The following is a 25392-nucleotide window of genomic DNA, read 5'->3' on the forward strand; positions in this document are numbered from 1 at the left end:
GCATCCCGAACCCCCCAGGAATCGAGACATGTTCCGTACCGCCGTGCGCAACGTCCTTGCGCACAAGGCCAGACTGCTGATGACCGTGCTCGCCGTGATGCTCGGCGTCGCCTTCGTCTCCGGCACCCTGGTCTTCACCGACACCCTCGGCAACGCCTTCCGCAACCAGTCCGCCAAGAACTACGACGAGGTGGCCGTCGCCGTCACCACGTGGGCCGAGCGCGGCGACGAGGAGACCCCCGCCGTCGACGAGGCCACGCGCAAGAAGATCGAGGACCTCGACGGCGTGGCGGAGGCCACCGGCCGGGTCTCCGGATTCGCGGGCGTCGCCGACCCGGACGGCAAGCTCATCGGCAACGGCTGGTCCAACACCGGATCCAACTACTCCCCGGGCACCGACGGCAAGGACGCGCAGTACACGTTCACCGAGGGCACGGGACCGGTGAAGGACGGCCAGATCGCCCTCGACAGGGAGACCGCGAGCAAGGGCGAGTACCGCGTCGGCGCCCCGGTACGGGTCGCCACCAACGGGCCGGTGAAGGAGTACACCCTCTCCGGGGTCTTCACCACCGAGGACGGCGCCGTGAACGCGGGCGGCAGCCTGGTCCTCTTCGACACCGAGGTCGCCCAGCAGCTCTACCTGCGGCCCGGCCAGTTCAGCGACGTCACCGTGACCGCCGCGGCCGGGGCGTCCGACCAGCAGCTCCTGGAAGCCGTGAAGCCCCTCCTCCCCGAGAGCGCGGAGGCCAAGACGGGCGCCGCCCTCGCGGACGAGGAGGCCGAGATGACCGAGTCCGGCCTCAAGAGCCTCAACTCGATGCTGCTGGCCTTCGCGGCCATCGCGCTCTTCGTCGGCGTGTTCCTGATCGCCAACACGTTCACCATGCTCATCGCTCAGCGCACCAAGGAACTCGCCCTGATGCGCGCCGTCGGCGCTTCCCGCCGGCAGGTCAAGAGGGCCATCCTGCTCGAGGCCGGTGTGGTCGGTCTGATCGCCTCGGTGACCGGCTTCCTGCTCGGCGTCGGCCTCGCCACGGGGCTGCGCTCCGCGATGGGCGTGTTCGGCGGGAAGATCCCTGCCGGCCCGCTGGTCGTCTCCCCCACCGCGGTCGCCTCCGCGTTCGGCGTCGGCGTGCTGATCACCGTGTTCGCCGCCTGGCTGCCCGCCCGTCGCGCCGCCAAGATCCCGCCGGTGGCGGCGATGAGCAGCGTGCACGCGGTGGCCACCACCAAGTCGCTGGTCGTGCGCAACTCGATCGGCGCGGTGATCACACTCATCGGGTCCGCCCTGATCGTCACCGGTGCGGCTCAGGGCGACGAGAACGGCCGATGGCTGCTCGGTGGCGGAGCGTTCCTCGCCCTGATCGGTGTCATCGTGCTCATCCCGCTGCTCTCGCGGCCGGTGATCGCCCTGGCACGACCGCTGCTGCGGAGGCTCTTCGGGGTGTCCGGCAAGCTGGCCGCCCAGAACGCGGTGCGCAATCCGCGCCGGACCGGAGCCACCGCCTCCGCCCTGGCGATCGGGCTCACCCTGGTCACCGGCATCTCCGTGCTCGGCGTTACTCTCGGCCAGGCCATCGACAAGATGACGACGGACAACATCCGGGCCGACTACATGGTCTCGATGGCCAGCGGAGACTCGCTCGACGAGTCGGCTCTCGACGCCCTGCGCAAGGCCGACGGCGTCGCCGCGGCCACCCCCCAGCGGTCCGTCTGGCTCACCGCCGGCAAGGGGGGTGTCTCCGCCTCCGGGGTCACTCCGGGCGACGTCGAGAAGGTCTTCAACCTGAAGGTGGTCTCCGGATCGCTCTCCTCGCTGAAGGACGGCGAGATCGCCGTCGACCGCAAGACCGCGAAGTCGCACGGCTGGAAGACAGGCGACAGTGTGCCCGTGACGTTCGACGACGAGAAGAAGGAGACCCTGAAGGTCGGCGCCCTCTACGAGGGCAACGAGTTCCTCTCCCCGGTCCTGATCCCCGAGGACGTCGTCGCCCCGCACGAGAGCGTCGCCGACATCCGTGAGGTCTGGCTGACCATGGACGGCGGACAGAGCGCCGCCAACGAGAAGGCCGTGATCGACGCGCTCGGCGACAACCCGGCGATGAGCGTCATGGACCGCCAGGGCATCAGGGACATGTTCGGCGGGTTCATCAACACGGCGCTGAACATCATGTACGCGCTGCTGGCGATGGCCCTGGTCATCGCGGTCCTCGGGGTCGTCAACACGCTGGCCATGTCCGTCTTCGAACGTCAGCAGGAGATCGGCATGCTGCGGGCGATCGGCCTTGACCGGCGCAGGGTCAAGCGCATGATCCGGCTGGAGGCCGTCGTCATCTCGCTCTTCGGAGCGGTGGTCGGCGTGGGCCTCGGCACGTTCCTCGGCTGGGCCATCGGGAAGAGCCTTTCGGCCTCCATCCCGGGCTACGCCCTGGTCATCCCCTGGGACCGGCTCGCGCTCTTCCTGGTCCTCGCGGGCCTCGTGGGTGTCCTGGCCTCCCTCTGGCCGGCCCGCAGTGCCGCGAAGCTGAACATGCTGACGGCCATCAAGACCGAGTAGCGACGGCATACCCGAGGGGCCGGTGTCCGCGACGCGGACACCGGCCCCTCGGCGTGGGATCAGCCCGACGCCGTCCAGACGCGGGAGCGCAGCGGCATGTCCGCGGGACCGCCCTCCCGCGGACGCACCGCGAGGATCTGGTTGACGCCGATCCTGTTGTGCTCGAAGGAGAGCGCGGACGCGGCCATGTAGAGCCGCCAGACCCGGGCCCGGCCGGGCGAGGTGGCCCGGACCGCCCGCGCCCAGTGCTTCTCCAGATTGGCCACCCACTGACGCAGGGTCAGGGCGTAGTGCTCGCGGATCGCTTCGACGTCGCGGGCCTCGAAGCCCGCCTCCTCCAGCATGGCGACGGTACGGCCCACCGGGGCGAGCTCCCCGTCGGGGAAGACGTACGCGTCGATGAACTCGTCGATGCGGTAGGCCGACTCGTCCTTCTCGGGGCGGCGGGCGATCTGGTGGTTGAGCAGCCTGCCGCCGGGCCTCAGGAGGGCGTAGAGGTCGTCGGCGTACTCACGGAAGCGGACCGAACCGACGTGCTCCGCCATGCCGATCGAGGAGATGGCGTCGTACGGACCGTCGCGGACGTCCCGGTAGTCCTGGACCCGGATCTCGATCCGGTCGGTGAGGCCCTCCTCGGCGATGCGCTTGCGGGCGAACGCGGCCTGTTCGGTGGAGAGGGTCACTCCGGTCACGCGGGCGCCGTACTCGCGGGCGGCGTGGACGGCCAGGGAGCCCCAGCCGCATCCGACGTCGAGGAGCCGGTCGCCCTCCTTGAGGGCGAGCTTGCGGCAGACGAGGTCGAGCTTGTCGCGCTGGGCGTCCTCGAGGGTCCCGCCGTCCTGCCAGTAGGCGCAGGAGTAGACCATGGACGGGCCGAGGACCAGTTCGTAGAAGTCGTTTCCCACGTCGTAGTGGTGGCTGATGGCCTGCTTGTCGCTGCGTCTGGTGTGCAGCGCACCGGCGCGGCGGCGGACCTCCTCGGCCGGCGGGGGCGGCGGGGGCCAGGGGCCGGCCAGCTGGACCAGGCCGCGGGCGAAGGCTCGCACCTTCGGGTCGCGGACCGGGTGGACGGTGTCCTTCGCGTCGGCGCCGCGCTCCCACAGCAGTCCGGCCACGTGGTTCAGGGCGGCGTAGAGGTCGCCCTCGATGTCGATCTCACCGGCCACCCAGGCGCGGGCCAGGCCCAGTTCGCCCGGCTTCCACAGCAGGCGGCGCAGGGCGCGGCGGTGACGCAGGACGAGGACGGGTGCGCCCGGCGGACCGGACTCGCTGCCGTCCCAGGCCCGGATCCGGACCGGCAGGGGTTCTCCGAGCAACTCCTCGGCGAGAGCGGTCAGCCGCGATGCGGCGTCTGCCATGGCGTACACCTCCGTGGTGGTGTTTCCCAACATGCCCAAATTCGCATATACATGCATGAACCCGGCTGCGACACCTCGGTGTCCCGGCGAGGTACATGTGGGTCAACACCGCCCGGCCCCCGCGCCATCCCGTCACATCGCAACGGAACGGCAAAACAGTTGCACCACCCATGCACTTGTGGGCCGTGCCGGAGCACGCCGAAGGGGCCGTCCGCACCACGGATGGCGGACGGCCCCTTCGGTGACGTGCGGGCGCTAGGAGGCCTTGGCCTTCTCACCCTCCGGCTTGGCGGCGACCGGCGCGGGGCTCGGCTTGGCAGCCTCGTAGAACTCCTCGCGCGGCGTCTCCATGGCGCCGAGCGAGACGACCTCGCGCTTGAGGAACATCGCGAGCGTCCAGTCGGCGAAGATCCGGATCTTGCGGTTCCAGGTCGGCATCGCCATGCCGTGGTAGCCACGGTGCATGTACCAGGCGAGACGGCCCTTGACCTTGATCTTGAACTTGCCGACGACGATCATCGCGACGCCCTTGTGCAGCCCCAGACCGGCGACCGCACCCTTGTTGGCGTGGCTGTACTCCTTCTGCGGGAAGCCCCGCATGCCGGAGATGACGTTGTCACCGAGGACCTTGGCCTGACGCAGCGCGTGCTGGGCGTTCGGCGGGCACCAGGCGTTCGGGTTGCCGGCGCGGCGGCCGACCATGTCCGGGACCTGGGCGTTGTCGCCCGCGGCCCAGATGTAGTCGGTGCCCTGAACCTGGAGCTTCTCGGAGGTGTCGACGTGACCACGCGGGCCGAGCGGCAGACCGAAGCGGGCCAGGGCCGGGTTCGGCTTCACGCCGGCCGTCCACACGATCGTGCTGGAGTCGACCTCCAGGCCGTTCTTCAGCACCACGTGACCGTCGACGCAGGAGTCCATGGAGGTGGAGAGGTAGATCTCCACACCGCGGCTCTCCAGGTGCTCCTTGCCGTACGCGCCCAGCTTCGGGCCGACCTCGGGAAGGATCTTGTCGGCGGCGTCGACCAGGATGAAGCGCATGTCCTCGCGCTTCACGCTGGTGTAGTACGTGGCCGCGTCGCGCGCCATGTCCTCGACCTCGCCGATGGTCTCCGCACCGGCGAAGCCGCCGCCCACGAAGACGAACGTCAGCGCCTTGCGGCGGACGTCCTCGTCGGTCGTCGAGTCGGCCTTGTCCAGCTGTTCGAGGACGTGGTTGCGCAGACCGATGGACTCCTCGATGCCCTTCATACCGATGCCCTGCTCGGCGAGGCCGGGGATCGGGAAGGTGCGGGAGACCGCGCCCATCGCGACGACCAGGTAGTCGAAGGGCAGCTCGTAGGCCTCGCCGACGAGCGGCGCGACCGTGGCGACCTTGCGGTCCTGATCGATGGTCGTGACACGGCCGGTGAGAACCTCTGCCTTGGGCAGCACGCGTCGCAGCGGGACGACGACATGCCGAGGCGAGATGCTGCCGGCAGCAGCTTCGGGGAGGAAGGGCTGGTACGTCATGTACGAGCGAGGGTCGACGACCGTGACGGTCGCCTCCCCGTACCGCATCTTCTTCAGAATGCGACGAGCTGCGTACAGGCCTACGTACCCACCGCCTACAACGAGGATCCTGGGACGCTCCGTGGTGCTCATGCCATCGAGTATCCACCCCCCTCGGGGGGCACGCTCGTGAGCCCCTTCACAAGGTATCCGCCACCCTCTGCTACACTTCGCCGCCCGCGTGACCGAGGTCATGATGCCGGAGGGGAACCAGAGCCCACCGGCGAACGTTGTTCACCGCTTGTGAGCTGGCCCTTGTGCCGCCCGGCCCGGTGAACCACCCGCCCCGGACACCCCCGCGCCACACACCCGAAACGTCCCCGCACCCGCCTCGCGGACCCCTCCGGGCGAGCCCCGGGGCCCCCTGGAGGCAGAACTTCACCCAGCAGGGCCGAATTCCTTGTGAAGAAGTTCACGAAGTTCGTCGCGGCAGCTCGCGAAAGCCCCCTCCACAGGGCGTCCCGGGCGTCATGAACAGCTCAAAAGTGCAGGCCGGAGTGCGTATGAGCGTGCCCTCACGCCACCTGCGGCCGCACGGTGATCAGGCGGCCGACCAGGCGATCCCGTCGAGGATGTCGTGCTCGCTGACGACGACCTCCGCGGCCCCGGCCCTTTCCATCACCGCGAGCAGGACGAGGGCACCGGCGGTGATCACGTCGACCCGGCCCGGGTGCATCGCGGGGATCGCCGCGCGCTGCTCGTGCGTCGAGGCGAGCAGCCGTCCGGTGATCTCCCGGACCTGCTCCAGGGAGACCCTGGAGTGGTGGATCGCCTCGGAGTCGTACTCCTCGAGGCCCAGCGCGATCGCGGCGACGGTGGTCACCGTGCCGGCCAGGCCGACGAGCGTGGCGGCGTCGGCGATCGGCACCGTCTTCTCCGCCAGATCGATCGCGGCGTCGATGTCGGCGCGGATCGCGGCGACCCGGTCGGCCGCGGGCGGATCCACGACGACGCCGTCCCGGACGAGGTGCCGCTCCGTCATGCGTACGCAGCCGATGTCCACGGACCGGGCCGCGCGGACCTCGTCGTCGCCGACGACGAACTCGGTGGAACCGCCGCCGATGTCGACGACCAGGTAGGGCTTGTCCAGGTGGTCGCTGCCGACCAGCTCCTTGGTCGCCCCGTCGAAGGAGAGCTGCGCCTCCTGGTCGCCGCTGACGACCTCGGGCTCGACACCCAGGATGTCCAGGACGCCCCGGACGAACGTGTCGCTGTTCTCGGCGTCGCGGGACGCGGAGGTGGCGACGAACCGGATCCGCTCCGCGCCGAGCTCCTCGATCGCGGCCGCGTACTCCCGGCAGGCGTCGAAGGTGCGCTCCAGCGCGTCGGGGGCCAGCCGTCCGGTGCGGTCGACGCCCTGGCCGAGCCGGACGATCCGCATCCGCCGGTCGAGCTCGGCGAAGTGCCCGGTGGCGGGGTCCACGTCGGCGACGAGGAGGCGGATGGAGTTGGTACCGCAGTCGATGGCGGCAACGCGCGTCATGGGGACTCCTGTTGTGTCGCCGGTTCGCCGGTCCCGGTCCTCGTTCGCTGGAAGATGCCCTCACCCGCCGGGCGTGCCCGCCCCGGCGCGGAGCGTGGCCCGCGCCCCCGGCGGCGGCCCGGAGGGGCGCGGGCAGGAGCCCGGAGGGGCGGTGCCCCGGTCAGGGGCGGGTCAGGAAGGCTGCTGCTGCTCGCCGCACGGCGAGACGCAGGGGCCCTTCGCCCACCACTCGGGCAGCATCGCGATCGCCTCGTCCCCCAGGGGGTTCACCCCGGGCCCCGCGGCCAGCGAGTGGCCGACGAGGACGTGCAGGCACTTCACCCGGTCCGGCATGCCGCCCGCGCTCGGGAAGCCCTCCAGGACCTCGATGGCGTCGCGGCGCGCGAGGTAGTCCTCGTGGGCCGCACGGTAGGCGGCGGCCAGCTCCGGGTCCGTGGTGAGGCGCTCGGTCATCTCCTTCATGACCCCGTTGGCCTCCAGCGTGCCGATCGCGGACGCGGCACGCGGGCAGGTCAGGTAGTACGTCGTCGGGAACGGCGTGCCGTCCTCCAGGCGGGGCTGCGTCTCGACCACGTCCGGATTGCCGCAGGGGCAGCGGTGCGCGATGGCGCGCAGCCCGCGCGGGGGCCGGCCGAGCTGCTGCTCGAACGCGGCGATGTCCGCGGTGGTGGGCGTGGTGGATTCGGTCTGCGGAGGGGGCGTGTCCATGCCTGCCTTGAATGTCATCGTTCGGTCCGTATGTATCGGTGCGCGTACGGGGGCGGTGCGGGAGTCATTCGCGGTCCGCGCTGTCGACGCCGTCCCAGAGGTTCGAGTGCCAGGGCCTGCCGGTCGCACCGGGTTCCCCGCGGCGGACCTCCGCCGCGTCCGGGTCGATCACCGTGTAAGCGGTCTCCCCGGGCAGGACGTAGTGCAGGTGCTGGCGGGCCAGACGACGGATGTACGCGTCGTCCTGGAGCCGCGCCTTCTCGTCGCGCAGCTCCTCGGTGCGCTCGTGCGCCTCCCGCGAGAGCCTCTCCTGATCCGCGATCTGGTCGCGCTGGGAGATGTACTGCCGCATCGGGTACGCGAGGGCGACCACCAGGGAGCAGACGATCAGCGCCAGGAACGCGGCCCGGCCGGTGAGCCGGGAACGCCGGGCCTGGCGGCGGTTCTGGGACCGGTAGACGCGGGCCGCCGTCTGCTCACCGAGCAGCCGCAGCCTGGTCGCTGTGGAGAACCGGTCGCGATCCTTCCCGGCCATCTCTCACGCCTCCCCGTTACGCACGTCCGTCCCCGCACACGGTACGGGACCGAGTGCGGGGACGGACGGAGGCTGGTGCCCCCAAAGGGGCCCAGCTCCTGCTGCCGGGCTGTCAGCCCTCGAAGCGGAAGCGCGGGAACGCCGAACGGCCCGCGTACACCGCGGCGTCGTCGAGGATCTCCTCGATGCGCAGCAGCTGGTTGTACTTGGCGACACGGTCCGAGCGGGCCGGGGCGCCGGTCTTGATCTGACCGCAGTTCACGGCGACGGCGAGGTCGGCGATGGTGACGTCCTCGGTCTCACCGGAGCGGTGGGACATCATGCACTTGAAGCCGTTGCGCTGGGCGAGCTCGACGGCGTCCAGGGTCTCGGTCAGCGAACCGATCTGGTTGACCTTGACGAGCAGGGCGTTGGCCGAGCCCTCCTCGATGCCCCGGGCGAGGCGCTCGGGGTTGGTGACGAAGAGGTCGTCGCCGACGATCTGCACCTTGGCGCCGAGCTTGTCGGTGATGACCTTCCAGCCGGCCCAGTCGTCCTCGTACAGCGGGTCCTCGATGGAGACCAGCGGGTACGCGGAGACGAGCTCCTCGTAGTACTCGGTCATCTCGGCGGCCGAGCGGGACTTGCCCTCGAACTCGTAGGCGCCGTCCTTGTAGAACTCGGACGCGGCGACGTCGAGCGCGAGCGCGATGTCGCGGCCCGGGACGTAGCCGGCCTCCTTGATGGCCTCGATGATGAGGTCCAGGGCGGCGCGGTTGGACTCGAGGTTCGGGGCGAAGCCGCCCTCGTCGCCGAGACCGGTGGACAGGCCCTTGGTCTTCAGGACCTTCTTGAGCGTGTGGTAGATCTCCGCACCCCAGCGCAGGGCCTCGGAGAACGACTCGGCGCCGATCGGCGCGATCATGAACTCCTGGATGTCCACGTTGGAGTCGGCGTGCGAGCCGCCGTTCAGGATGTTCATCATCGGAACGGGCAGCAGGTGCGCGTTCGGGCCGCCGAGGTAGCGGAACAGCGGGAGGTCGGAGGCCTCGGACGCGGCGTGGGCCACGGCCAGCGAGACACCGAGGATGGCGTTGGCGCCGAGCGAGCCCTTGTTCTCGGTCGCGTCGAGGTCGAACATCGCCTGGTCGATGAGGCGCTGCTCGGTGGCGTCGTAGCCGACGAGCTCCGGGCCGATCTGCTCGATCACAGCGAGGACGGCCTTCTCGACGCCCTTGCCGTGGTAACGGTTGGGGTCGCCGTCGCGAAGCTCAATGGCCTCGAACGCGCCGGTGGAGGCGCCGGACGGAACAGCAGCACGTCCCGTGCTGCCGTCGTCGAGGCCAACCTCGACCTCGACCGTGGGGTTGCCCCGGGAGTCGAGGATTTCCCTGGCTACGACGACGTCGATGGACGGCACGAGGCATCTCCTTCTGGGATATGACACTGGTTGTGCAGGGTCACTGTGGCCTTGCGACACGAGCCTAACCGGCCCGGCCCGCTGCGTCGGCCGACCGCCCGTCCCCTGGGACGAAAAAGGACCCAAGAGCCCGCATTACGGGCAAAGCTTCAGAAATTTACTGGCAAGTAACTACAAAAGTTGAACGAACACCACCGCCGGGCGCCCCGAAAACGCCCCCGGCCCGGGCGCGCACCGGGTGCGCGCGCCGGGCCGGGAACACCGCCGGGAGGACAGATCCCGGTTACTTCAGGTGGAGCTGCTGACCCGGGAAGATCAGGTCGGCGTTCTCGACGATGTCGTCGTTCAGCTTGAACAGCTTCTGCCAGCCGCCCTTGACGTCCTTCGCCCCGGCGATCGTGCTGAGGGTGTCGCCGGCCTTCACCTTGTACTCGCCGTCACCCTTCTTGACCTTGTCGCCGGTCGGGGTGGTGACGGTCTTCTCGGCCTTGGGGGCCGTGCGCGTCTCGCTGCGGCTGGCGGGCTGCTCGGCCTTGCGCTCCGGCTGGGCCGCCTTCGGCTCGGCCTCGCTCTTCGCGGAGCCCGTGTCGACGCCCGGGTCCACACCGTCGTTGGTCAGACCGCCGGCACCGGCGCAGGCCCAGGCGCCCGGGCCCTGCAGGTCGAGGAGCTTCTCGGCGGTGGCTATCTGCTGGGCCTTGCTGGCCAGGTCGGCACGGGCGGCGTACTGGGTACCACCTGCGGCCGCCCAGCTGGACTGCGAGAACTGCAGGCCGCCGTAGTAGCCGTTGCCGGTGTTGATGGACCAGTTGCCGCCGGACTCGCACTGCGCGACGGCGTCCCAGGTCGCGACGGAGGCGGCGGAGGCACCGGTGGCACCCATCAGCGGAACGGCCACGGCCGCGCCGGTGACGCCGGCCAGGGTGGCGATGCGGACGGCCTTGGACGGGCGGCGGTGCTTGCCCTTGCTCGAAAGCAGCATGGTTCTCCTCACCGACGCCTACGAGGTGAGCTGTCGGGTTCGGGCCTGTGAGTTGCCCGGTCACCCGCACTGGCGGACGACTTCACCCCCAGCCGGCCCTCGCCCGTCTTCCGACGGCCGGGTCCGGCACTTACCTGGGTCCCCCGCTCCTGCCTACGGCGCTTTACGCGTCTGTCCCCTTCGGCCGACGGCAGGATTCGGCGTGACGGTCGAAGGTGCCCGCGGTGCGAGCGGTTCCGACCGTAAACACACGCAACGCCTACATTCAAAGATGGACATAACTGGCAATCAGCGCTTACCACCTCCGAGGGTGGCACCGTTTCCGCAGGTCGGAGGCGATGCGGGCCGAGTGGGCGGGCGAGGCGCGCCAGTTCAAGCAAAGAGACCCATGTCTCACTTACGCATAAGTGGACATAGGCCTCTGAACTACCCCTGATTTCGGGGTGTTTTCCCGCTTTTGATCAGTTGGCGACTGCAGCCTCGGCGCCGGACTCCTCGTCCGCCGCGGCGGTGTCCGCGTCCGCCTTCGGGGCCAGGTCGAGACTCTGGCCGGGCAGGATCAGATCCGGGTCGGAGCCCAGCTCCGCCTTGTTGGCCTCGTAGAGGCCGCTCCAGCCGCCGGGCAGCTTCTGCTCGTCGGCGATCGCCCAGAGGTTGTCGCCCTCACGGACGGTGTAGGTCCCGTCCGCGACCGCCGCCGCACCCTCGCGGGCCTCGGAGTCGCCGCGCGAGGCGTGCCGGCCGGCCTCGCGCTCGCCCCTCAGGTCCGTCCCGGTGCTCGCCTCGGGGGCCGGTGCGCCCCGGTGCTTCCCGCCGGTCTCGCCACCGCGCTCGGAGGTCCCCGCCGCCTCGGACGCCTCGGGGGACGGGGTGGCGGAGGGTGACGAGGACTCGGACGCGGCGGACCCGGTGGAGGCGTCACCCTTGCCGGACTTGCCCTTCTTGTCGCTCTTGCCCTTCTCGTCCGCCTTGTCCGGCGTTTCGGTCGAGGCGGCGTCCGACGGGGCCTCCGTGGCCGTGGGGTCGGCGGACGGGTCGCCGCCCGGGTCGACGCCCGGCAGCGTGCCGTCCAGCGCGAGCCCGGAGATCACCGCACAGCTGGGCCACGCCTGCGGGCCCTTGTCGTCCAGCACCTTCTCGGCGACCGATATCTGCTGCGAACGGCTCGCGAGGTCGGCGCGCGCGGCGTACGCCGTACCGCCGTAGGCCGACCAGTCGTCCTGCGAGAACTGCAGGCCGCCGTAGTAGCCGTTGCCGAGGTCGGCACTCCACATGCCACCGCTCTCGCACTCGGCGACCCGGTCCCAGGTCGAGGCTTCTGCGGCGTGCGCGCCGGTCGCGCCGAGCAACGGGATGGCGATCGCCGATCCCGTCACGCCTGCGGCGACGACGATCGCGGGTGCCTGACGAGGGCGGCGGTGTCTGCCATTCGCGGAGCCCATGGGATTGCCTTCCGTGTGACTGACGTGTGACGGGTAAGTCGAACGGTGAACCTAGCCGTACTCGAACGTGTGTCACAAGTCGATGCAGCGGAGATCACGTAAAAGTCACAGAGTTGACAGAGTGTCACTTTTTTCGGACGGATGTCCGGGTTCGAACTCCACGGGAAGAGTGCGCAGTCCGCGCATGATGAGCCCGCCCCGCCAGCGCAAATCGGCAGGTTCCGCAGCGAGCCGCAGGTCGGGGAGGCGTCTCAGCAGTGTGGCCAGTGCCGCCTGACCCTCCAGCCGGGCCAGCGGCGCACCCAGGCAGTAGTGGATTCCGTGCCCGTATCCGAGGTGCTGATTGTCACTCCGTGCAAGGTCCAGGGTGTCCGCATCGTGGAAGCGTTCCGGGTCCCGGTCGGCGGCCGCCAGCACCACGAGAACGGGATCGCCGACCGCGATGTGCCGCCCTCCCAGCGTCACGGGTTCGGTGGCGTAGCGCCACGTCGCCATCTCCACCGGGCCGTCGTGGCGCAGCAACTCCTCGATGCCCGTGGCCAGCAGGTCCGTCTCGCCCGCCGCCAGCGAGCGCTCCAGCCGCATCCGCTGTTCCGGATTGCGCAGCAGGGCGTACGTCCCGTTGCCGATGAGGTTGACCGTGGTCTCGAATCCGGCGAAGAGCAGGATGAAGGCCATCGCGGCGGCCTCGTTCTCGGTGAGGTGCTCGCCGTGGTCGCTCGCCCGGATGAGTCCCGAGATGAGGTCGTCGCCGGGATTCTCCCTCTTGCGGTGGATGAGTTCGGCGAGGTAGCCGCGCATCTTCTTGACCGACCGGGCCACTCCGCCGCGCGGCCCGCCGCCGTGCCGGATCATCATCCCGGCCCAGTCCCGGAAGTCGTCCTGGTCCTCGGGAGGCACCCCCAGCAGGTCGCAGATCGCGTAGATGGGCAGGGGGAAGGCGAAGTCATGGATGAGGTCGGCCTTTCCCTCCTCGATGAAGGCGTCGATGAGGCGGTCCGTCAGCTCCTGCACACGCGGCGCGAACTCGGCTACCCGGCGCGGGGTGAACGCCTTGGAGACGAGCCGGCGCAGCCGGGTGTGGTCCGGCGGATCGATGTTCAGCAGGTGCGTCATCAGCTCCGCCTTGCGCTCCCCCGGGATACCCGTCTTCCCCTTGGCGCTCGCCGGTCCGGCGTGGTGCGCCGGGTTCTTGGAGAGCCGGGTGTCGGCGAGCGCCTGCCGGGCGTCCGCGTACCGGGTCACCAGCCATGCCTCGACGCCACTGGGCAGCGTGGTGCGGTGCACGGGGCTGTGCTCCCGGAGCCAGGCGTAGGCGGGGTACGGGTCGGTGGCGAACTCCCAGGTGAAGAGCTCGGGCCCGGCGTCCGCGGGCCCGGCGGGGGCCGCGGACTCGGGGCATACGGGCGCGACGTCCCCGGAGGCGCCCTGCGGGGGCTCTCCGGGGGCGGGGGTGCTGTCCTTGGGGGCTTCGGGTGCGGGGGTGCCGGCGGGGCTGTCGTTCACCCCTCAACGTTATCCGGAGCGGCCGGGTGGCCCTCCGCCGCCCGGATCGCGTCCCGGTACGTGCGGGCGGCGGCCCGCAGGGCGGCCTCCGGGTCGGTCCCGTCCTGCTCCGCGCGTACGGCGAGGGCCAGCAGCTGATAGCCGATGGAGTCGCCCGCGGGGAGCGCCACGTCCAGTCCCGCCTGACGGGCGCGGCTGCCGAGCTTCGCCGCGAGGGCGAGGCCCGGCTGGCCCAGCGGTACCCCGTCGGTGACCGAGTCGCGCTGCTTCTCGATCGCCTTGGTGCGCAGCCAGTGCGCGTGGACGTCCTCCGGGGTCTCGGCGGTCTCGTCGCCGAACACATGCGGGTGACGGTGGATCAGCTTCTCCACGATCGTGGCCGCGACGTCGTCCACGGAGAACGGCTCGTCCGGGTCCTCCTGCGCGATCCGGGCGTGGAAGACGACCTGGAGCAGGACGTCCCCGAGCTCCTCCCGCAGTTCCTCGCGGTCGCCGTCCTCGATCGCCTCGACCAGCTCGTACGCCTCCTCGATGGCGTACTTCGCCAGGCCCCGGTGCGTCTTCTGCGAGGTCCACGGGCATTCCAGCCGGATCCGGTCCATGACCTGGACCAGGTCCAGCAGCCGGGCGCCCGGCAGGTCGTAGGAACCGGGCAGCAGTTCCAGGTCCGGCATCCGCACACGGCCCGAACCGCCGAGCCTCGCCAGTCCGTCGGTGAGCGGCTGGTTGCCCTCGCCGCCGACCAGGACCACGACGGTCCGGTCGCCGGCGCAGTCGTCCACGAGCTCCTCGGCCGAGGGCACGGAGTGCTCGACGGCCACACCCGCCTCGCGCAGGTACGGCAGCTGCGGATGGTCCGGTTCGGCGCACAGCACCCGGTCGGCGGTGCGCAGCATCTGCCAGGCGGGCCAGGACAGCAGACCGGGCGCGACCCGGTGGCTGGCGGTGAGCAGGACGATACGGCCGGGGGCTTCAGCGTTCACGTCTCGAACCTACCGCGACCGGATCCCGGTGTGTCCCGGCCCTCGGCACCCGCTCGGGCGCCGGCCCGGGTCAGGCTCCCGCTTCGGGTTCCTGCCCCTGGAAGGTGGTGACCTGCGTGATCCACGGGGCCTTGAAGGTACTGAGCTGTACCTTCTTGTCGTCCCAGCTGCCGTAGCGCGGGTTGACGTCGATGTGCAGGGCCTTCGAGGCCTTGGTGAGCGCCTCACCGACGGCCTGCTGCCCGGCCGGGGTCTGCAGGTCGGCACCGAGCGCCTGTGCCAGCTTGGGGAGCTGGACCTCCTTGCGCAGATCGTTCTCGATCTGGTCCGGGGCGACCCAGCGCTGCTCCAGCATCACGGTCTGCAGGGCCTTGTCGCCGCCGGACTGGGCGGCGGCGGCGCTGCGGACCTGCTGGACCTCCTTGCGGCTGACCTCGACTCCCGCGTCCTTCGCGGCACGGTCCAGGACCCGGGCGAAGATCAGGCTGTGCAGCTTGGCGCGGGTCAGCTGGCCGGACTTCTTCACCAGCTGGGCGGACTGCGCCGAGGTCTGCTGCGCGGTGCGCACGTCCGCCGCCTGCCCCTGGACCGTGGCGACCTCGATCCGGTCCCCGCCGACGACGGCCGCGGAACCCGGGTGGGCGTCGCTGCCGCAGGCGGTCAGGAGCGGTGCCGCGACGAGCGTTGCGGCGGATACGGCGAGCGCGGTGCGACGTCGGCGGTGCAAAGGAGCCTCCCGGGGAGAGTTTGTGCATCAGTGCACAAAGCCTTGCGGTGATCGATGTTAGGCAGTGGAGAGGGTTGGGGCCACTGATTCGACCAACGATTCGGAAGGAGTTGGGGATGCGGTGCGCCGGCGGGGCCGGTTTCAGCCGCCGCGTACGTGCCGCTGGTGGGTGAGCTGCCTGCGCAGCTCCTGGGGCAGCGGGTGGTGCGGCCCGTACGCCCGCTCCGCGTCGTACAGCAGGGCCTGGAGCTGTCCCCTGCCCGCCGCGTGGTCGCCGACGGCGAGCAGCAGGTGGCCGATGCGGTGCCGGATGTCGAAGGAACGGCCCCGGTCCGGGGGCGGAGCCCCGTAGGTGTTCTCGTAGTAGGGAAGGACCGCGCGGTACTCGGCGAGCGCCGCGGCCGCCTCACCGAGCTGTTCCAGGCACTGCGCCGCGTCGTAACGGAACTGCAGGGTCTGGGTGTCGGCCGGGCCCGCCTCCGCCGAGCGGTCGTCGGCGAGCCGGCGCAGCTCGGGCAGCGCACGGCGGAACTGCCCGTCGTCCATCAGCGTGGCCGCGTACTGCTTGCGCAGGATCCGGACGACCGGGGAGTGCTCCCCGTGCTCGGCGGCGGCGGCCGGGAGGATGCCCCCGAGGATGTCGACGGCCTGCGTGATCCGGCCCTCGCTCAGCAGCTGCTTCACCTCGTCGACCGCCTTCGCGACGTCCGGGCGGGACGCGGGTGCGCCCGTCGAGTACGTCGTGTGCGTCAGCTGTGCCGGGACGGGAACGGGGACGGGCGCGGGGGCCGGGGTCGCGGCACGGTCGGGCCACGGGGCGTGCGGCCGGAGGAAGGGGCGGGTCGGGTCGAGGGGCCCGGCCGGCGTGCCGCCGGCGGGCAGCAGCGGGCGCAGCGACTCGTACACCTCCTGGGCCGAGGCCGGGCGGTGCTGCGGGTCCTTGGCGAGCAGCCTCAGCACCAGCGCTTCGAGCGGCTCGGGGACCTCGGGCCGCAGATGGCGGACCGGGAGCGGCGGTTCGTAGAGGTGGCGGTGCAGCACGCCGAGGGCGGTGGAGCCGGCGAACGGCACGTCCCCGCTGAGCAGTTCGTGGAGGAGCACGCCGAGGGCGTACAGGTCGGTGTACGGGCCGACGGCACCGCCCATGGCCTGCTCGGGGGCCATGTAGGCCGGGGAGCCGATGGGGGATCCCGTGTGCGTCAGCCGGGTGGTGTCGCTGTCCAGGACGGAGGCGACACCCAGGTCGAGCACGATGACGGTGCCGTCGGGCCGGATCATGGCGTTGCGCGGCTTGAGGTCGCGGTGCACGATCGGCACGGCGTGCACGGCGGAGAGCACGGCACAGAGCTGGGCGGCGACCGCGACGGCCCAGGGCCACGGGTAGGGGTCGTGCTCGGCCAGGTGGTCGGCGAGGTCGGCACCCTCGACGTACTGCATGACGAGGTACAGGTCGTCGTCGTCGCTCCCGGCGTCGTGGACGGTCACCAGCCCCGGGTGGTCCACCTGGGCGGTGACCCTGCACTCGCGGACGAACCGGCGGCGCAGCTCGTCCGCCGCGTCGCTGCCGGAGGGGCCCGCCACCCGGTCCGGGCGCAGGAGCTTCACCGCGACACGGCGGTCGAGGCGCTGGTCGTACGCCGTCCAGACCTGGCCCATGCCTCCCTGGCCGAGGATCGCGGCCAGCTCGTACCGCCCGGCGATGACACGCCCGTTCACCGGTTGCCGCCCTCCTTGCGGAGGTAGTCGCTCAGCTCGTCGAGCTCGGCACGCACCTGGTCCAGGCGCTGGGGCGGGGCGGTCCGCGGCGTGGGCGGGGGTGTCGCCGTGGGCGGAGCCGCCGGTGCGGGCGGGCGCACCGGTCCGGCCGGGGGCACCGGGGCGGGCGGGTAGCCGTAGCCGGGGGTGGGCGCCGCGGGGGTCACGGCCGGGGCCCGAGGCGGCACGTGGCCCGTGTACGGCGACGGGACGGGGTGGGTGTACCGCCGGCTGTAGTGCCGGATCTCCGCATACAGGTAGTAGGCGACCGTGCCGGCCACCGTGCAGAGGAGCCAGGCGAAGAAGATGACTCCCTGCGTGTCCGTCAGGGGTTCGTCGTTGTCCGGCCAGGACAGGACGTACGCGAACATGCCCGCGTTGAGTGCGAGGGCCGCCGCCATCAGGGTCCAGTCCAGTCCCTTCCTGGTGACGGTGGCCAGCCGCAGCAGGGCGGCCCAGGACAGGAACCCGCAGCTCATCAGCGTCAGCGCCACGAAGAGCACGCGCAGCGTGGTCAGCGTCGCCGAGGACGGTCGCCGCGTCGGTTGCTGCTGCGGCGGATGGCCGTAGCCGTGCATGTGCTGCTCCCGGGAGGGTGTATGTCGGACGTTGCTGTGAGCGTATACACCGACAGGGACAACGGCTCCCGGGTTGCGCACAACCGTTGTGGTTCACGTCACTTCGGAGCGACGCTGCCGTCCGTGAGTCCGTCGTACATCCCCTGGACCAGCTGCCCGCCGAGCCTGCCGGTGGTGCGCAGAGCGTCCTCGAATGCGGCCAGTGCCCTGAACTGTGCTCCGTACTGCCGCTGTTCGGCGAGTGGCAGTCTGGGCAGCTGGAGGCGCCGGGCGTCGAGCCGGGTCGCGGTGGAGGCGTAGCTGCTGGCCTGCCGGTTGTTGGCGGTTCCCCGCAGGAAGCCGGCGAGGAACCAGGGGTCGAGGGCGGTGGGATCGGGGCGCAGCAGCTGGAGGTTGCGGCCGAGCGCGGCGCCGGCCGTGGCCTCGTCCACGACGCGGGTGACGGAGCCGCCTCCGAGCACGGGAACGATGACGTCGCCCTCCTCCAGGAGGAGCGGTTCGTCCTCCCGGCCCGCCGCCCCGGCGGGCGCACCGCTCGGCGCCGTACCGCTCGGCGCCGTACCGCTCGGCGCCGTACCGCTCGGCGCCGTACCGGCGAGGACGTCGTGCTCGGTAAGGACCGGTGCCGTGCCGCCGCCGGAGCTCGTGTGCAGCTCGAGGGCGCCCGCGCGGGCCAGTTCGCCGACCGTGGTGAGGGTCCGCCGGGCCGGTTCGGCGGGGGCCGCGGGCGGCGGAGCGAGCCGGGCGGTCAGCTTCAGGGTCTCGTCCAGCCGTTCCCGTACGCGGGCCAGCTCCGCCGCACCGCCGCCGGCCGGGGGCGGCAGGTGGCGTGCGGGGGCCAGGTCCACGTCGTCGTCGAGGAGGTCGATGACGGGGACGGTGCGGCTGACCCCGGGCCGGTCGGCACGGCCCTCCCCGTCCGTCCGGTCCTTCCCGCCCCCGTCCGCGAACGCGTGCCACGCGTCGAGCGCGGTGCTCCGTACGGCGGTCCAGTCGATACGGTCACGGCCGCCGGACGGAGCGGAGCCCGCGCCCGCCCCCGGGTCCGCGGAGTCCGCGGTGTCGACGAGCAGCAGCTCGGGTGCGGCGGGGTGGCCCGCTCCCGGCCTGCGCAGCACCCACAGGTGGAGCGGGATGCCGTACGGGGGCGCGGCGCCGGCGGGGAGCGCGACGACGGCGCGCAGGGCGCCGCGGCGCAGCAGGTCGGCGCGGATCCGGCGGCCCGAACGGCGGGAGGCGGCGGCCGGCGGCATCAGCAGAACGGCGGTTCCGCCTTCCCGGAGATGCGCGAGCGCGTGCTGGACCCAGGCCAGTTCGGATTCGGTACGGGCGGGGAAGCCGTACTCCCAGCGGGGGTCGTAGGCGAGCTCGTCGTGGCCCCAGTTGCGCTCGTTGAACGGCGGATGGCAGAGCACGGTGTCCACCACGAGCTGGGGGAAGGCGTCGGCGCGCAGGGTGTCGCCGGTCCGGACGACGAGCGCGCCGGCACCCGGCCCCGCGTGCCCTGTCGCACCGGCCGGCCCCGCGGCTGCCGGAGCTCCTGCGGCTTCCTCCGAGTCGAGGGCGAGCCGGAGCGCGGTGAGTGCGGCGAGGTCGGGATCGGCCTCCTGCGCGTACAGAGCGGTGGAGCCGCCGACGGCCCTGAGGAGGGCGCCCGTTCCGGCGGCGGGGTCGAGGACGGCTCGGGCGGGCCGCTTCCCGGTCCGGCGGCCGGCTGGTCCGCCCTGCTCGGCCAGCGCCGTCATCAGCTCGGCCAGATCGGGAGGCGTGAGGGTGTGCTGACGGGGGTTGGCGTCGAGCCGGCGGACGAAGAGGAACTCGAACGCCTTCCGGACGCCCACCCCGGCCGCCAGCTCGGCCGCGGCGCGCAGGAGCGGGACGGAGGGCAGCAGGGCGGCTTCCGAGGGCGTGTGCACCACGCGCTCGGATCCGAAGTGAGCGGTCAGTACGTCGTCCAGCGCGCCCGGCAGGACACCGGCCATCCGCGGGTCCGAGACGGCGGTGATCTCGAGCCATGCGGTGGGCCTGTCCCTGACGAGCAGCAGCGCGCAGCCCGCGTGGATCAGGGCGGTGACGGTGCCGGCCGGGTGTCCGGACAGCTGCTGCCAGACCCGCTCCCGGAGCGGGACCTCCGCGAGCTTCCCCTGGTCGCGCAGCCAGCTTTCGACCTCGGGCAGGGAGAAGGACGGGCTGGTGTCGGTGCCCCCGACCGGCCGGGGAAAGTCGGCGTGGCGACGGCGCCAGTTGCTGACGGCCGCGCGTCCCACTCCCGCGAGCCGTGCGATCCCGGCCGCGGTCACCTCTGTCGAGTTCTCCGGCACTGGCTGTCTCCCCGATAGATCCGTCGTGTCGGCGAGCATACCGATCTGCCGCACACCACACCGGTTCACACGAGAACCGCGACCTTGAAGTGTGAACCGTGTTGACTCGATTCACAGGCTCTGGTCTTATTAACTCGTCGCTACAGCATGTGGCGCACCGATCCGCTCACACCATCCCCGTTCTTCGCCGGAGGGCACACCCATGTCCCAGTTCACGTCGCCGCCGCAGCCCCAGCAGCCCTACGCCCCCGGTCACGAGCCCGGCCTCCGCCCCGCGCGCAACGGCCTCGGTATCTCCGCCCTCGTCCTGGGCATCATCGGGGCCGTCTCGGGGCTGATCCCGTTCCTCTTCTGGCTGGCGGGCATCCTCGGCGTCATCGCCCTGGTCCTCGGCCTGGCCGGCCGGGGCCGCGCCAAGCGCGGCGAGGCGAGCAACAAGGGGGTGGCCACCTTCGGTGCCGTGCTCGGCCTGCTGGCGCTGGTCCTGTCAGTGGTCGGCGCGGTCCTCACCTTCAAGGCCGTGGACGACGCGGTGAAGGACATCTCCAAGGAGGTGTCCGGCAGTTCGGCCTCGGCGAAGCCGGGCGCCGCAGCGGACGACAAGAAGGGCGACGCCGCCGAGGACGCCCCCGCGAGCGAGGACGAGCCGGCCGCCGAGACCCTGGAGGGCCGTGACACCGCCGTGTACGACGACGGCGTGGAGGTCACGGTCAGCAGCGCCGCCGCGTACACGCCCGGTGCGTACGCCGCCGGGCACACCAAGGGCAATCGCGCCTACAAGGTCTCCGTGGTCATCGACAACAAGTCGAAGGAGAAGTTCGACTCCGCCCTCGTCAGCGTCGACGCCCGCGCAGGTGAGGACGGCGTCGACGCCGAGCAGATCTTCGACGGCAAGGTCGGCGAGGGGTTCACCGGCACGGTCCTGCCGGGAAAGAAGATCACGGTGCAGTTCGCCTTCGACGCCCCGTCGGACGCGAAGCACCTGACCGTCGAGGTCGCCCCCGGCTTCGACTGGGACGCCAGCCAGTGGGAACTGAAGCTCTGACGGACCCGTCCGCCCCTGCCGGCCCGTCAACCCGTCCGAGCCGCCCACCGGAGGAGGCTCCCTTCCTCCGGGGGGAGGAAGGGAGCCCTGCCGGATCAGGCCGAGCGCTGGACCCGGGCCAGCCGCTCCGCGCGGTTCCGCCGGGACGTGGACTGGACGTCCACCGCCCCGCCGGCGCCCAGGCCCGGCGTCGCGTCCCAGTCACGGAACCTCTCGCCGAGCTTCGCCACCCGCTCGTCGCCGGGGGCGGCGTCGATGTAGAACAGGGACTCGTCCACCTCGCTGTCGTCCCCGCCCCACCGCACGACGCCCTCGCAGTCGGCGAGGATGTCCCGCAGCACGATCTCCTGCTGGGGGAAGAGTCCGCCCTTCGCCGAGGCACCGGGCCGGATCCGCACCGCGGTGCCGGACGCGAGGTTCGATTCGGGCAAACCCCTGCGGAGCGTGCCGGCCCCCTGCCAACCGGCCAGGTCGACCCGCTGGAGCTGCTCGACCTCGTAGTGGAAGCGCCGGGTGACGTGGAGGAGGATCGCCTCCACGTCACCGATCCGGACGTCGACCTTGAGTCCCGTCCCGGCGACCGGACGCGTCCACACCGTGGAGACGTGGTTCGCCTCCTTCTCGATCGTCCACCCGTTGAGGGAGGTCGGGAGCTTCTTCGGCTCCTTCGCCGTAGCCGCCGCGGCCGTTCCCGGCACGAGGGACCCCACGGCTGCCGCGGCACCGATGACGGCGGCGCTCGTCACTACGGCCCGCCTCGTTATGTCGTTTCGCACGCCTTGAATCCCTTTCTCACAGAACGAGCATGAGGATGAACGTCGGCACCAGGGCCATGAGGGCACCGGCCGGCCAGTACATACGGGAGTCCAGCGCCATCCTGCGCCGGACGGGACGGTTGGCGAGCCACCAGACGAGGAGAAACGCCGCGTTCACCGGCACGACGATCAGCAGCCACAGCAGCATCCCGTCGTTCTCCGTGGCCTCGCGCCGGGTCCAGCCGAGATCCGCGAGCGGCCCGTTCGACGCGTAGTACCAGAGCAGCCACACCGGAACGACGCCGGGAATGCCGAGCAGCACGTTCACACCCACGGCCGCCGGCAGCCATTTCCACATGCGCCCAGTATTCACACCGTCGACCGCGCTCACTTGGTGCGTGAGAGCTGGTTGTAGTTCTCCAGCACGTTGTACAGCCCCATCAGCTCCCGGCCGTACTTCGCGGCGTCGTCACCGGTCCCGTTGTACCGGGCCAGGAGGGCCTGGGTGTCCGCGGCGCCGGTGTTCAGCCCTGGTCGGGAGATACCGAGCTGGTGGGCGTTGTAGACCGTCAGGTACGAGACCGACCGGATGTTGTACAGCGGGTCCTGGAGGTTGTCCCACACGGTCCGCGTGTCGGAACCCGTCAGCGGCGTCCCGTTGATGATCCTCTGCTGCATGCAGTAGTTGCGGGCGTCGATGGTCACCCAGGCGAAGATCTGACCCCAGCCGGTGCTGGAGTCGTCCTTCACGCCCAGCTTGACGGCCTCGTCGGCGACGAAGTCCAGGGGATTCAGCTTGCGCAGCTCCCACAGCACCGGCGCCTGGATCAGCGCCTTGCGGAGCTTCAGCTGCCGTGCCAGCGAGGTGAACAGCCAGTCCGCGCTGAGCACGAGCTCGAACGCCTTGGTGGTGGAGATGCCACCCAGAGTGGCCCAGTCACTGTCGGTCCAGCCGTCTCCGCCGGTCTCCGGTACGCCGATCGACGTCAGATAGCTCTTCACGTCCGTCAGCATCGACGCCTGGTAGGCGGCCTTGTCGAGGTCGGTGTCAAGGCCGTCGGTGGCGGAGCCGGGGTCGAAGTCGCCCTGGCCGGTGTCCCGGCCGGAGGCGATGTTCTTGTCGATCTCGATCGCCCCGGCACCGGATCCGACGGTGAGGGTGACGATCTGGTCGAAGGCCCAGTTCGTCGGCATCGGATAGCCGAGGTTCCCCGAGAATCCGCTCGACATGTCGGACACGAAGCTCGCCGCCGCGTATCCGGCGTCCGCCACGCGCTGGCACACGTTGCGCGGCCCGTAGACGCCCACGCCGTAGCTGGAGTTCTCCCCGATGGTGCGCATCACTCCGCGGAAGTGCGGGATGACGTAATCGGTGACCTCCCCGTCCATCGCGTCGTAGTCCACCGCGAAGTAGATGATGCTCCCGGGCTTGAAGCCGTGGTACTGCGCCCACTCGATCGCCATGAACGCGTCGTTGGTGCCCTGGCCGTAGGTGAAGTAGTCGGCGGACCGGCTCCACGTCTGGTAGATCGGGAAGCAGCGCAGCCCGTATTCCTTGATCGTGGCGAGCTCGCCCGGCTGGATCTGCTTCTCGGGCAGGCTCGACGTCGACGAGTTGTAGAGGTAGCGGCCGATGTACTTGTAGCCGGCGTCCTTCAGCGTCTGTGCCCGAGCCGGCGTGATCTTCGTGACGCCGTCGCACGCCGTGCCCGGGCGGGACTGGTCACCGTAGGAGACGAGCAGCGACGCCCAGGTCTGGAAGTCGCCGCTGCCGGTGACCGGGAGCTTGATGAACGACTGGAAGCTCTCCACGCCGCTTCGCACCGTGGCGGTGAAGTTCCCGAAGGGGACGTTGCGCTTGTTGAGGATCATGGCCGCGGTGAACAGCTGCGCCCATGTGCCGGTGGTGCCGGTGGAGACCGTGTGGGATCTGAGGCCGGACTGCGTGCCGGGGCCGAAGACGCCGTTGGCCGTTCCGTCGGCCATGCCCAGCTCGAACTGGATCGCGTACAGCATGGACTTGGCGACGTCACGGGAGTGATGGCCGTCGCAGGGGATGACGTAGAAGTCCTTGCGCAGGATGTACCGGCCGTTCAGCCACTGCTGGATGGAGCGAATGGCGTCCGATCCGTTGCTGACGGTGACGTAGGCGTCCATGTTGAACAGGCCCTTGACGACCTTCGGCCACAGCGAACTGCCCGGATACGTCGAGCTCACGCCCATGTTCTGGTTCAGCTTGACGACGGCGTCCTGGACACGGGAGTTGTACGTGCCGTCGATCTCTCCGCCGTCGTAGCCCTTGCAGTACAGGGCGGACTGGATGATGCGGCAGAAGTTCGCGGAGGGGATGGTCGTCCCGTCGAGCTTCCCGTACTTCGCGCCGATGGTCGACAGCGTGGTAGGACCGAAGGAGTCGGACAGGCTCGTGATGCCCATCTCGTACTGGAGCGCCCGGGTCAGGGCGTACATCGTGGTCCAGCCGGTCTGACCGTTCTCGTCGAGCTTGGATATGCCGAGAGTCGCGCCGTTGTTGTAGGTCGTGTTCACGAACCTCTGCGCGCGACGCACCAACTCGTCAGCCATGAGCTGTCTCCTGACATCTGGATACGGAATGTCTGGATGCGAGGGGAAGGGAGAGCCGCGCAGGACGGCTCCGCGCCCTCAGGGCACCTCGACGCCGGACGGGCCGAGTTGAGTTCCGGTCCGGCGGACCGCCGGGCGGCGCACCCGTCCCCTTCCTCCTGGGGGACGTCGCTGATCCACACGGCGTGGGGCCACGTCACATCTCACGACAGGTGGTGCCAGAGCCCCCTCCGTAACATCCACGGCGTCATCATGACGGAGCCTCACCGAGCACAGAGTGTATTTTCGGGCAGGCTTTCGACAGTCGTCCGGAAATAGACGGTGCGGGCCCCTTGCCCCGCCGACGGCACGGCCGCCTACGCTGGTGCGTCGTGACCCCCTTCCACGCCTCGCCGCGCACCCGCCGCCTGCTCCCGATCGCCGCCCTGACACTGGCGAGTGCGCTCGCCCTGCCAGGCTGCGAGATCACGGACGGGCCGGCCGACACGGCTCCCGGACCCGTCTCGGCGAACTCGGCGCTGGGGGCCACCGACGGGCTCACGGTGAAGGGCCGGGCGCCGAAGACGGGGTACGAGCGTTCCGCGTTCGGGTCCGCCTGGCTCGATACCGACAGGAACGGCTGCGGAACCCGGGACGACATACTCGCCGAGCAGCTCGACGACGTCTCCCGGGACTCCGACGGATGCAAGGTACTGAGCGGAGTCCTCGACCCCGACCCCTACACCGGAGGCCGCGTCGCCTTCGTACGCGGACGCAGCAAGGTCGACATAGACCATCTCGTCGCCCTGTCCGACGCCTGGCAGAAGGGCGCGCAGAAGTGGAGCGACAGCAAGCGGCGGGCCTTCGCGAACGATCCGCTGAACCTCGTCGCGGCCGACTCGTCCGCCAACCGCCGCAAGGGGGACGGGGACACCGCGACCTGGCTGCCCCCCAACAAGGAGTACCGCTGCACCTATGTGGCGGGGCAGGTCGCGGTGAAGAAGAAGTACGGCCTGTGGGTGACCGCCGCCGAGAAGGACGCGATGACGACGGTCCTGAAGTCCTGCCCGGACCGGAAACTCCCCAGCGGCGGCAACCCCACCGAGGCCGGCAGCCGTTGACCCGAGCCGCGCCCCACGGATCACGGC

The 25392-nt window shown here is 70.7% G+C and carries 20 protein-coding genes and 1 riboswitch; of the genes, 3 read left to right on the forward strand and 17 right to left on the reverse strand.

Annotation, left to right across the window (positions count from 1 at the left end; all coding sequences use genetic code 11):
- The first annotated feature begins 28 nt into the window (after window positions 1–28).
- Window positions 29–2557 carry an ABC transporter permease gene (locus OG927_RS13305; RefSeq protein ID WP_330320206.1) on the forward strand — a complete coding sequence of 843 codons (2529 nt, stop codon included), beginning with the start codon at window positions 29–31 and terminating at the stop codon, window positions 2555–2557.
- 59 nt (window positions 2558–2616) lie between these two features.
- Here the strand turns inward: OG927_RS13305 and OG927_RS13310 are convergent, their stop codons facing one another.
- The 14 genes from OG927_RS13310 to OG927_RS13375 all read right to left on the reverse strand — a co-directional run bounded on the left by OG927_RS13310 (window position 2617) and on the right by OG927_RS13375 (window position 19882).
- Window positions 2617–3915: an SAM-dependent methyltransferase gene (locus tag OG927_RS13310; RefSeq protein WP_124282117.1), complete on the reverse strand. Its 1299-nt coding sequence runs from the start codon at window positions 3913–3915 to the stop codon at window positions 2617–2619.
- 255 nt (window positions 3916–4170) lie between these two features.
- Window positions 4171–5556, reverse strand: coding sequence for an NAD(P)/FAD-dependent oxidoreductase (locus OG927_RS13315; RefSeq protein WP_079099326.1), 1386 nt, complete (start codon window positions 5554–5556; stop codon window positions 4171–4173).
- 448 nt (window positions 5557–6004) lie between these two features.
- The gene (locus OG927_RS13320) at window positions 6005–6946 is read right to left on the reverse strand and encodes a Ppx/GppA phosphatase family protein (RefSeq protein ID WP_124282116.1); all 942 of its coding nucleotides are present in this window, start codon (window positions 6944–6946) and stop codon (window positions 6005–6007) included.
- Between the two features lie 171 nt (window positions 6947–7117).
- Window positions 7118–7654 carry a DUF501 domain-containing protein gene (locus OG927_RS13325; RefSeq protein ID WP_056799604.1) on the reverse strand — a complete coding sequence of 179 codons (537 nt, stop codon included), beginning with the start codon at window positions 7652–7654 and terminating at the stop codon, window positions 7118–7120.
- 64 nt (window positions 7655–7718) lie between these two features.
- Entirely contained in the window at window positions 7719–8189 is a 471-nt protein-coding gene (locus OG927_RS13330; RefSeq protein ID WP_056799024.1) for an FtsB family cell division protein, read from the reverse strand.
- A gap of 112 nt (window positions 8190–8301) precedes the next feature.
- Window positions 8302–9588 carry a phosphopyruvate hydratase gene (eno, locus tag OG927_RS13335; protein WP_056799027.1) on the reverse strand — a complete coding sequence of 429 codons (1287 nt, stop codon included), beginning with the start codon at window positions 9586–9588 and terminating at the stop codon, window positions 8302–8304.
- Window positions 9589–9871: 283 nt separating this feature from the next.
- On the reverse strand, window positions 9872–10570 hold the full coding sequence (locus OG927_RS13340) for a LysM peptidoglycan-binding domain-containing protein (RefSeq protein WP_124282115.1): 699 nt from the start codon (window positions 10568–10570) through the stop codon (window positions 9872–9874).
- Window positions 10571–10741: riboswitch (cyclic di-AMP (ydaO/yuaA leader) on the reverse strand.
- Between the two features lie 290 nt (window positions 10742–11031).
- Window positions 11032–12012, reverse strand: a complete 981-nt coding sequence (locus OG927_RS13345; protein ID WP_330320207.1) for a transglycosylase family protein — start codon at window positions 12010–12012, stop codon at window positions 11032–11034.
- A gap of 105 nt (window positions 12013–12117) precedes the next feature.
- Window positions 12118–13518 (reverse strand): cytochrome P450 family protein, encoded by a 1401-nt coding sequence (locus tag OG927_RS13350; protein ID WP_056799034.1) that lies wholly within the window; start codon window positions 13516–13518, stop codon window positions 12118–12120.
- Window positions 13515–14501, reverse strand: a complete 987-nt coding sequence (locus OG927_RS13355) for a nucleoside triphosphate pyrophosphohydrolase (RefSeq protein WP_330320208.1) — start codon at window positions 14499–14501, stop codon at window positions 13515–13517. Before OG927_RS13355 ends, OG927_RS13350 begins: the two co-directional genes overlap by 4 nt.
- Before the next feature lie 70 nt (window positions 14502–14571).
- The gene (locus OG927_RS13360) at window positions 14572–15228 is read right to left on the reverse strand and encodes a SurA N-terminal domain-containing protein (protein ID WP_209470351.1); all 657 of its coding nucleotides are present in this window, start codon (window positions 15226–15228) and stop codon (window positions 14572–14574) included.
- A gap of 141 nt (window positions 15229–15369) precedes the next feature.
- Window positions 15370–16944, reverse strand: a complete 1575-nt coding sequence (locus tag OG927_RS13365) for a serine/threonine-protein kinase (RefSeq protein WP_330320209.1) — start codon at window positions 16942–16944, stop codon at window positions 15370–15372.
- A complete protein-coding gene (locus tag OG927_RS13370) occupies window positions 16941–17561 on the reverse strand; it encodes a hypothetical protein (protein WP_330320210.1) in 621 nt (206 codons plus the stop codon). The genes OG927_RS13365 and OG927_RS13370 overlap by 4 nt, the downstream gene beginning before the upstream one ends.
- A gap of 98 nt (window positions 17562–17659) precedes the next feature.
- On the reverse strand, window positions 17660–19882 hold the full coding sequence (locus tag OG927_RS13375; RefSeq protein WP_330320211.1) for an N-6 DNA methylase: 2223 nt from the start codon (window positions 19880–19882) through the stop codon (window positions 17660–17662).
- Window positions 19883–20084: 202 nt separating this feature from the next.
- On the opposite strand from OG927_RS13375, the gene OG927_RS13380 reads away from it, so the two are divergent.
- Complete coding sequence (locus tag OG927_RS13380; RefSeq protein ID WP_056799050.1) at window positions 20085–20927, forward strand: DUF4190 domain-containing protein; 843 nt, start codon at window positions 20085–20087, stop codon at window positions 20925–20927.
- Window positions 20928–21022: 95 nt separating this feature from the next.
- Here OG927_RS13380 and OG927_RS13385 read toward each other — a convergent pair whose 3' ends face one another.
- From OG927_RS13385 to OG927_RS13395, 3 genes are read right to left on the reverse strand one after another with little or no spacing between them, the layout of a single operon-like run.
- Window positions 21023–21703, reverse strand: coding sequence for a hypothetical protein (locus OG927_RS13385; protein WP_056799053.1), 681 nt, complete (start codon window positions 21701–21703; stop codon window positions 21023–21025).
- A gap of 16 nt (window positions 21704–21719) precedes the next feature.
- Window positions 21720–22040, reverse strand: coding sequence for a hypothetical protein (locus OG927_RS13390; protein WP_056799057.1), 321 nt, complete (start codon window positions 22038–22040; stop codon window positions 21720–21722).
- A 29-nt stretch (window positions 22041–22069) separates the two neighbouring features.
- Window positions 22070–24265 (reverse strand): glycoside hydrolase domain-containing protein, encoded by a 2196-nt coding sequence (locus OG927_RS13395; protein ID WP_330320212.1) that lies wholly within the window; start codon window positions 24263–24265, stop codon window positions 22070–22072.
- A 371-nt stretch (window positions 24266–24636) separates the two neighbouring features.
- Here OG927_RS13395 and OG927_RS13400 point away from each other — a divergent pair, with 371 nt between their 5' ends.
- The gene (locus OG927_RS13400; protein WP_056799065.1) at window positions 24637–25365 is read left to right on the forward strand and encodes an HNH endonuclease family protein; all 729 of its coding nucleotides are present in this window, start codon (window positions 24637–24639) and stop codon (window positions 25363–25365) included.
- Window positions 25366–25392 lie beyond the last annotated feature (27 nt).

The organism is Streptomyces clavifer, assembly GCF_036345975.1.
In the GTDB taxonomy this organism is placed as follows: domain Bacteria; phylum Actinomycetota; class Actinomycetes; order Streptomycetales; family Streptomycetaceae; genus Streptomyces; species Streptomyces clavifer.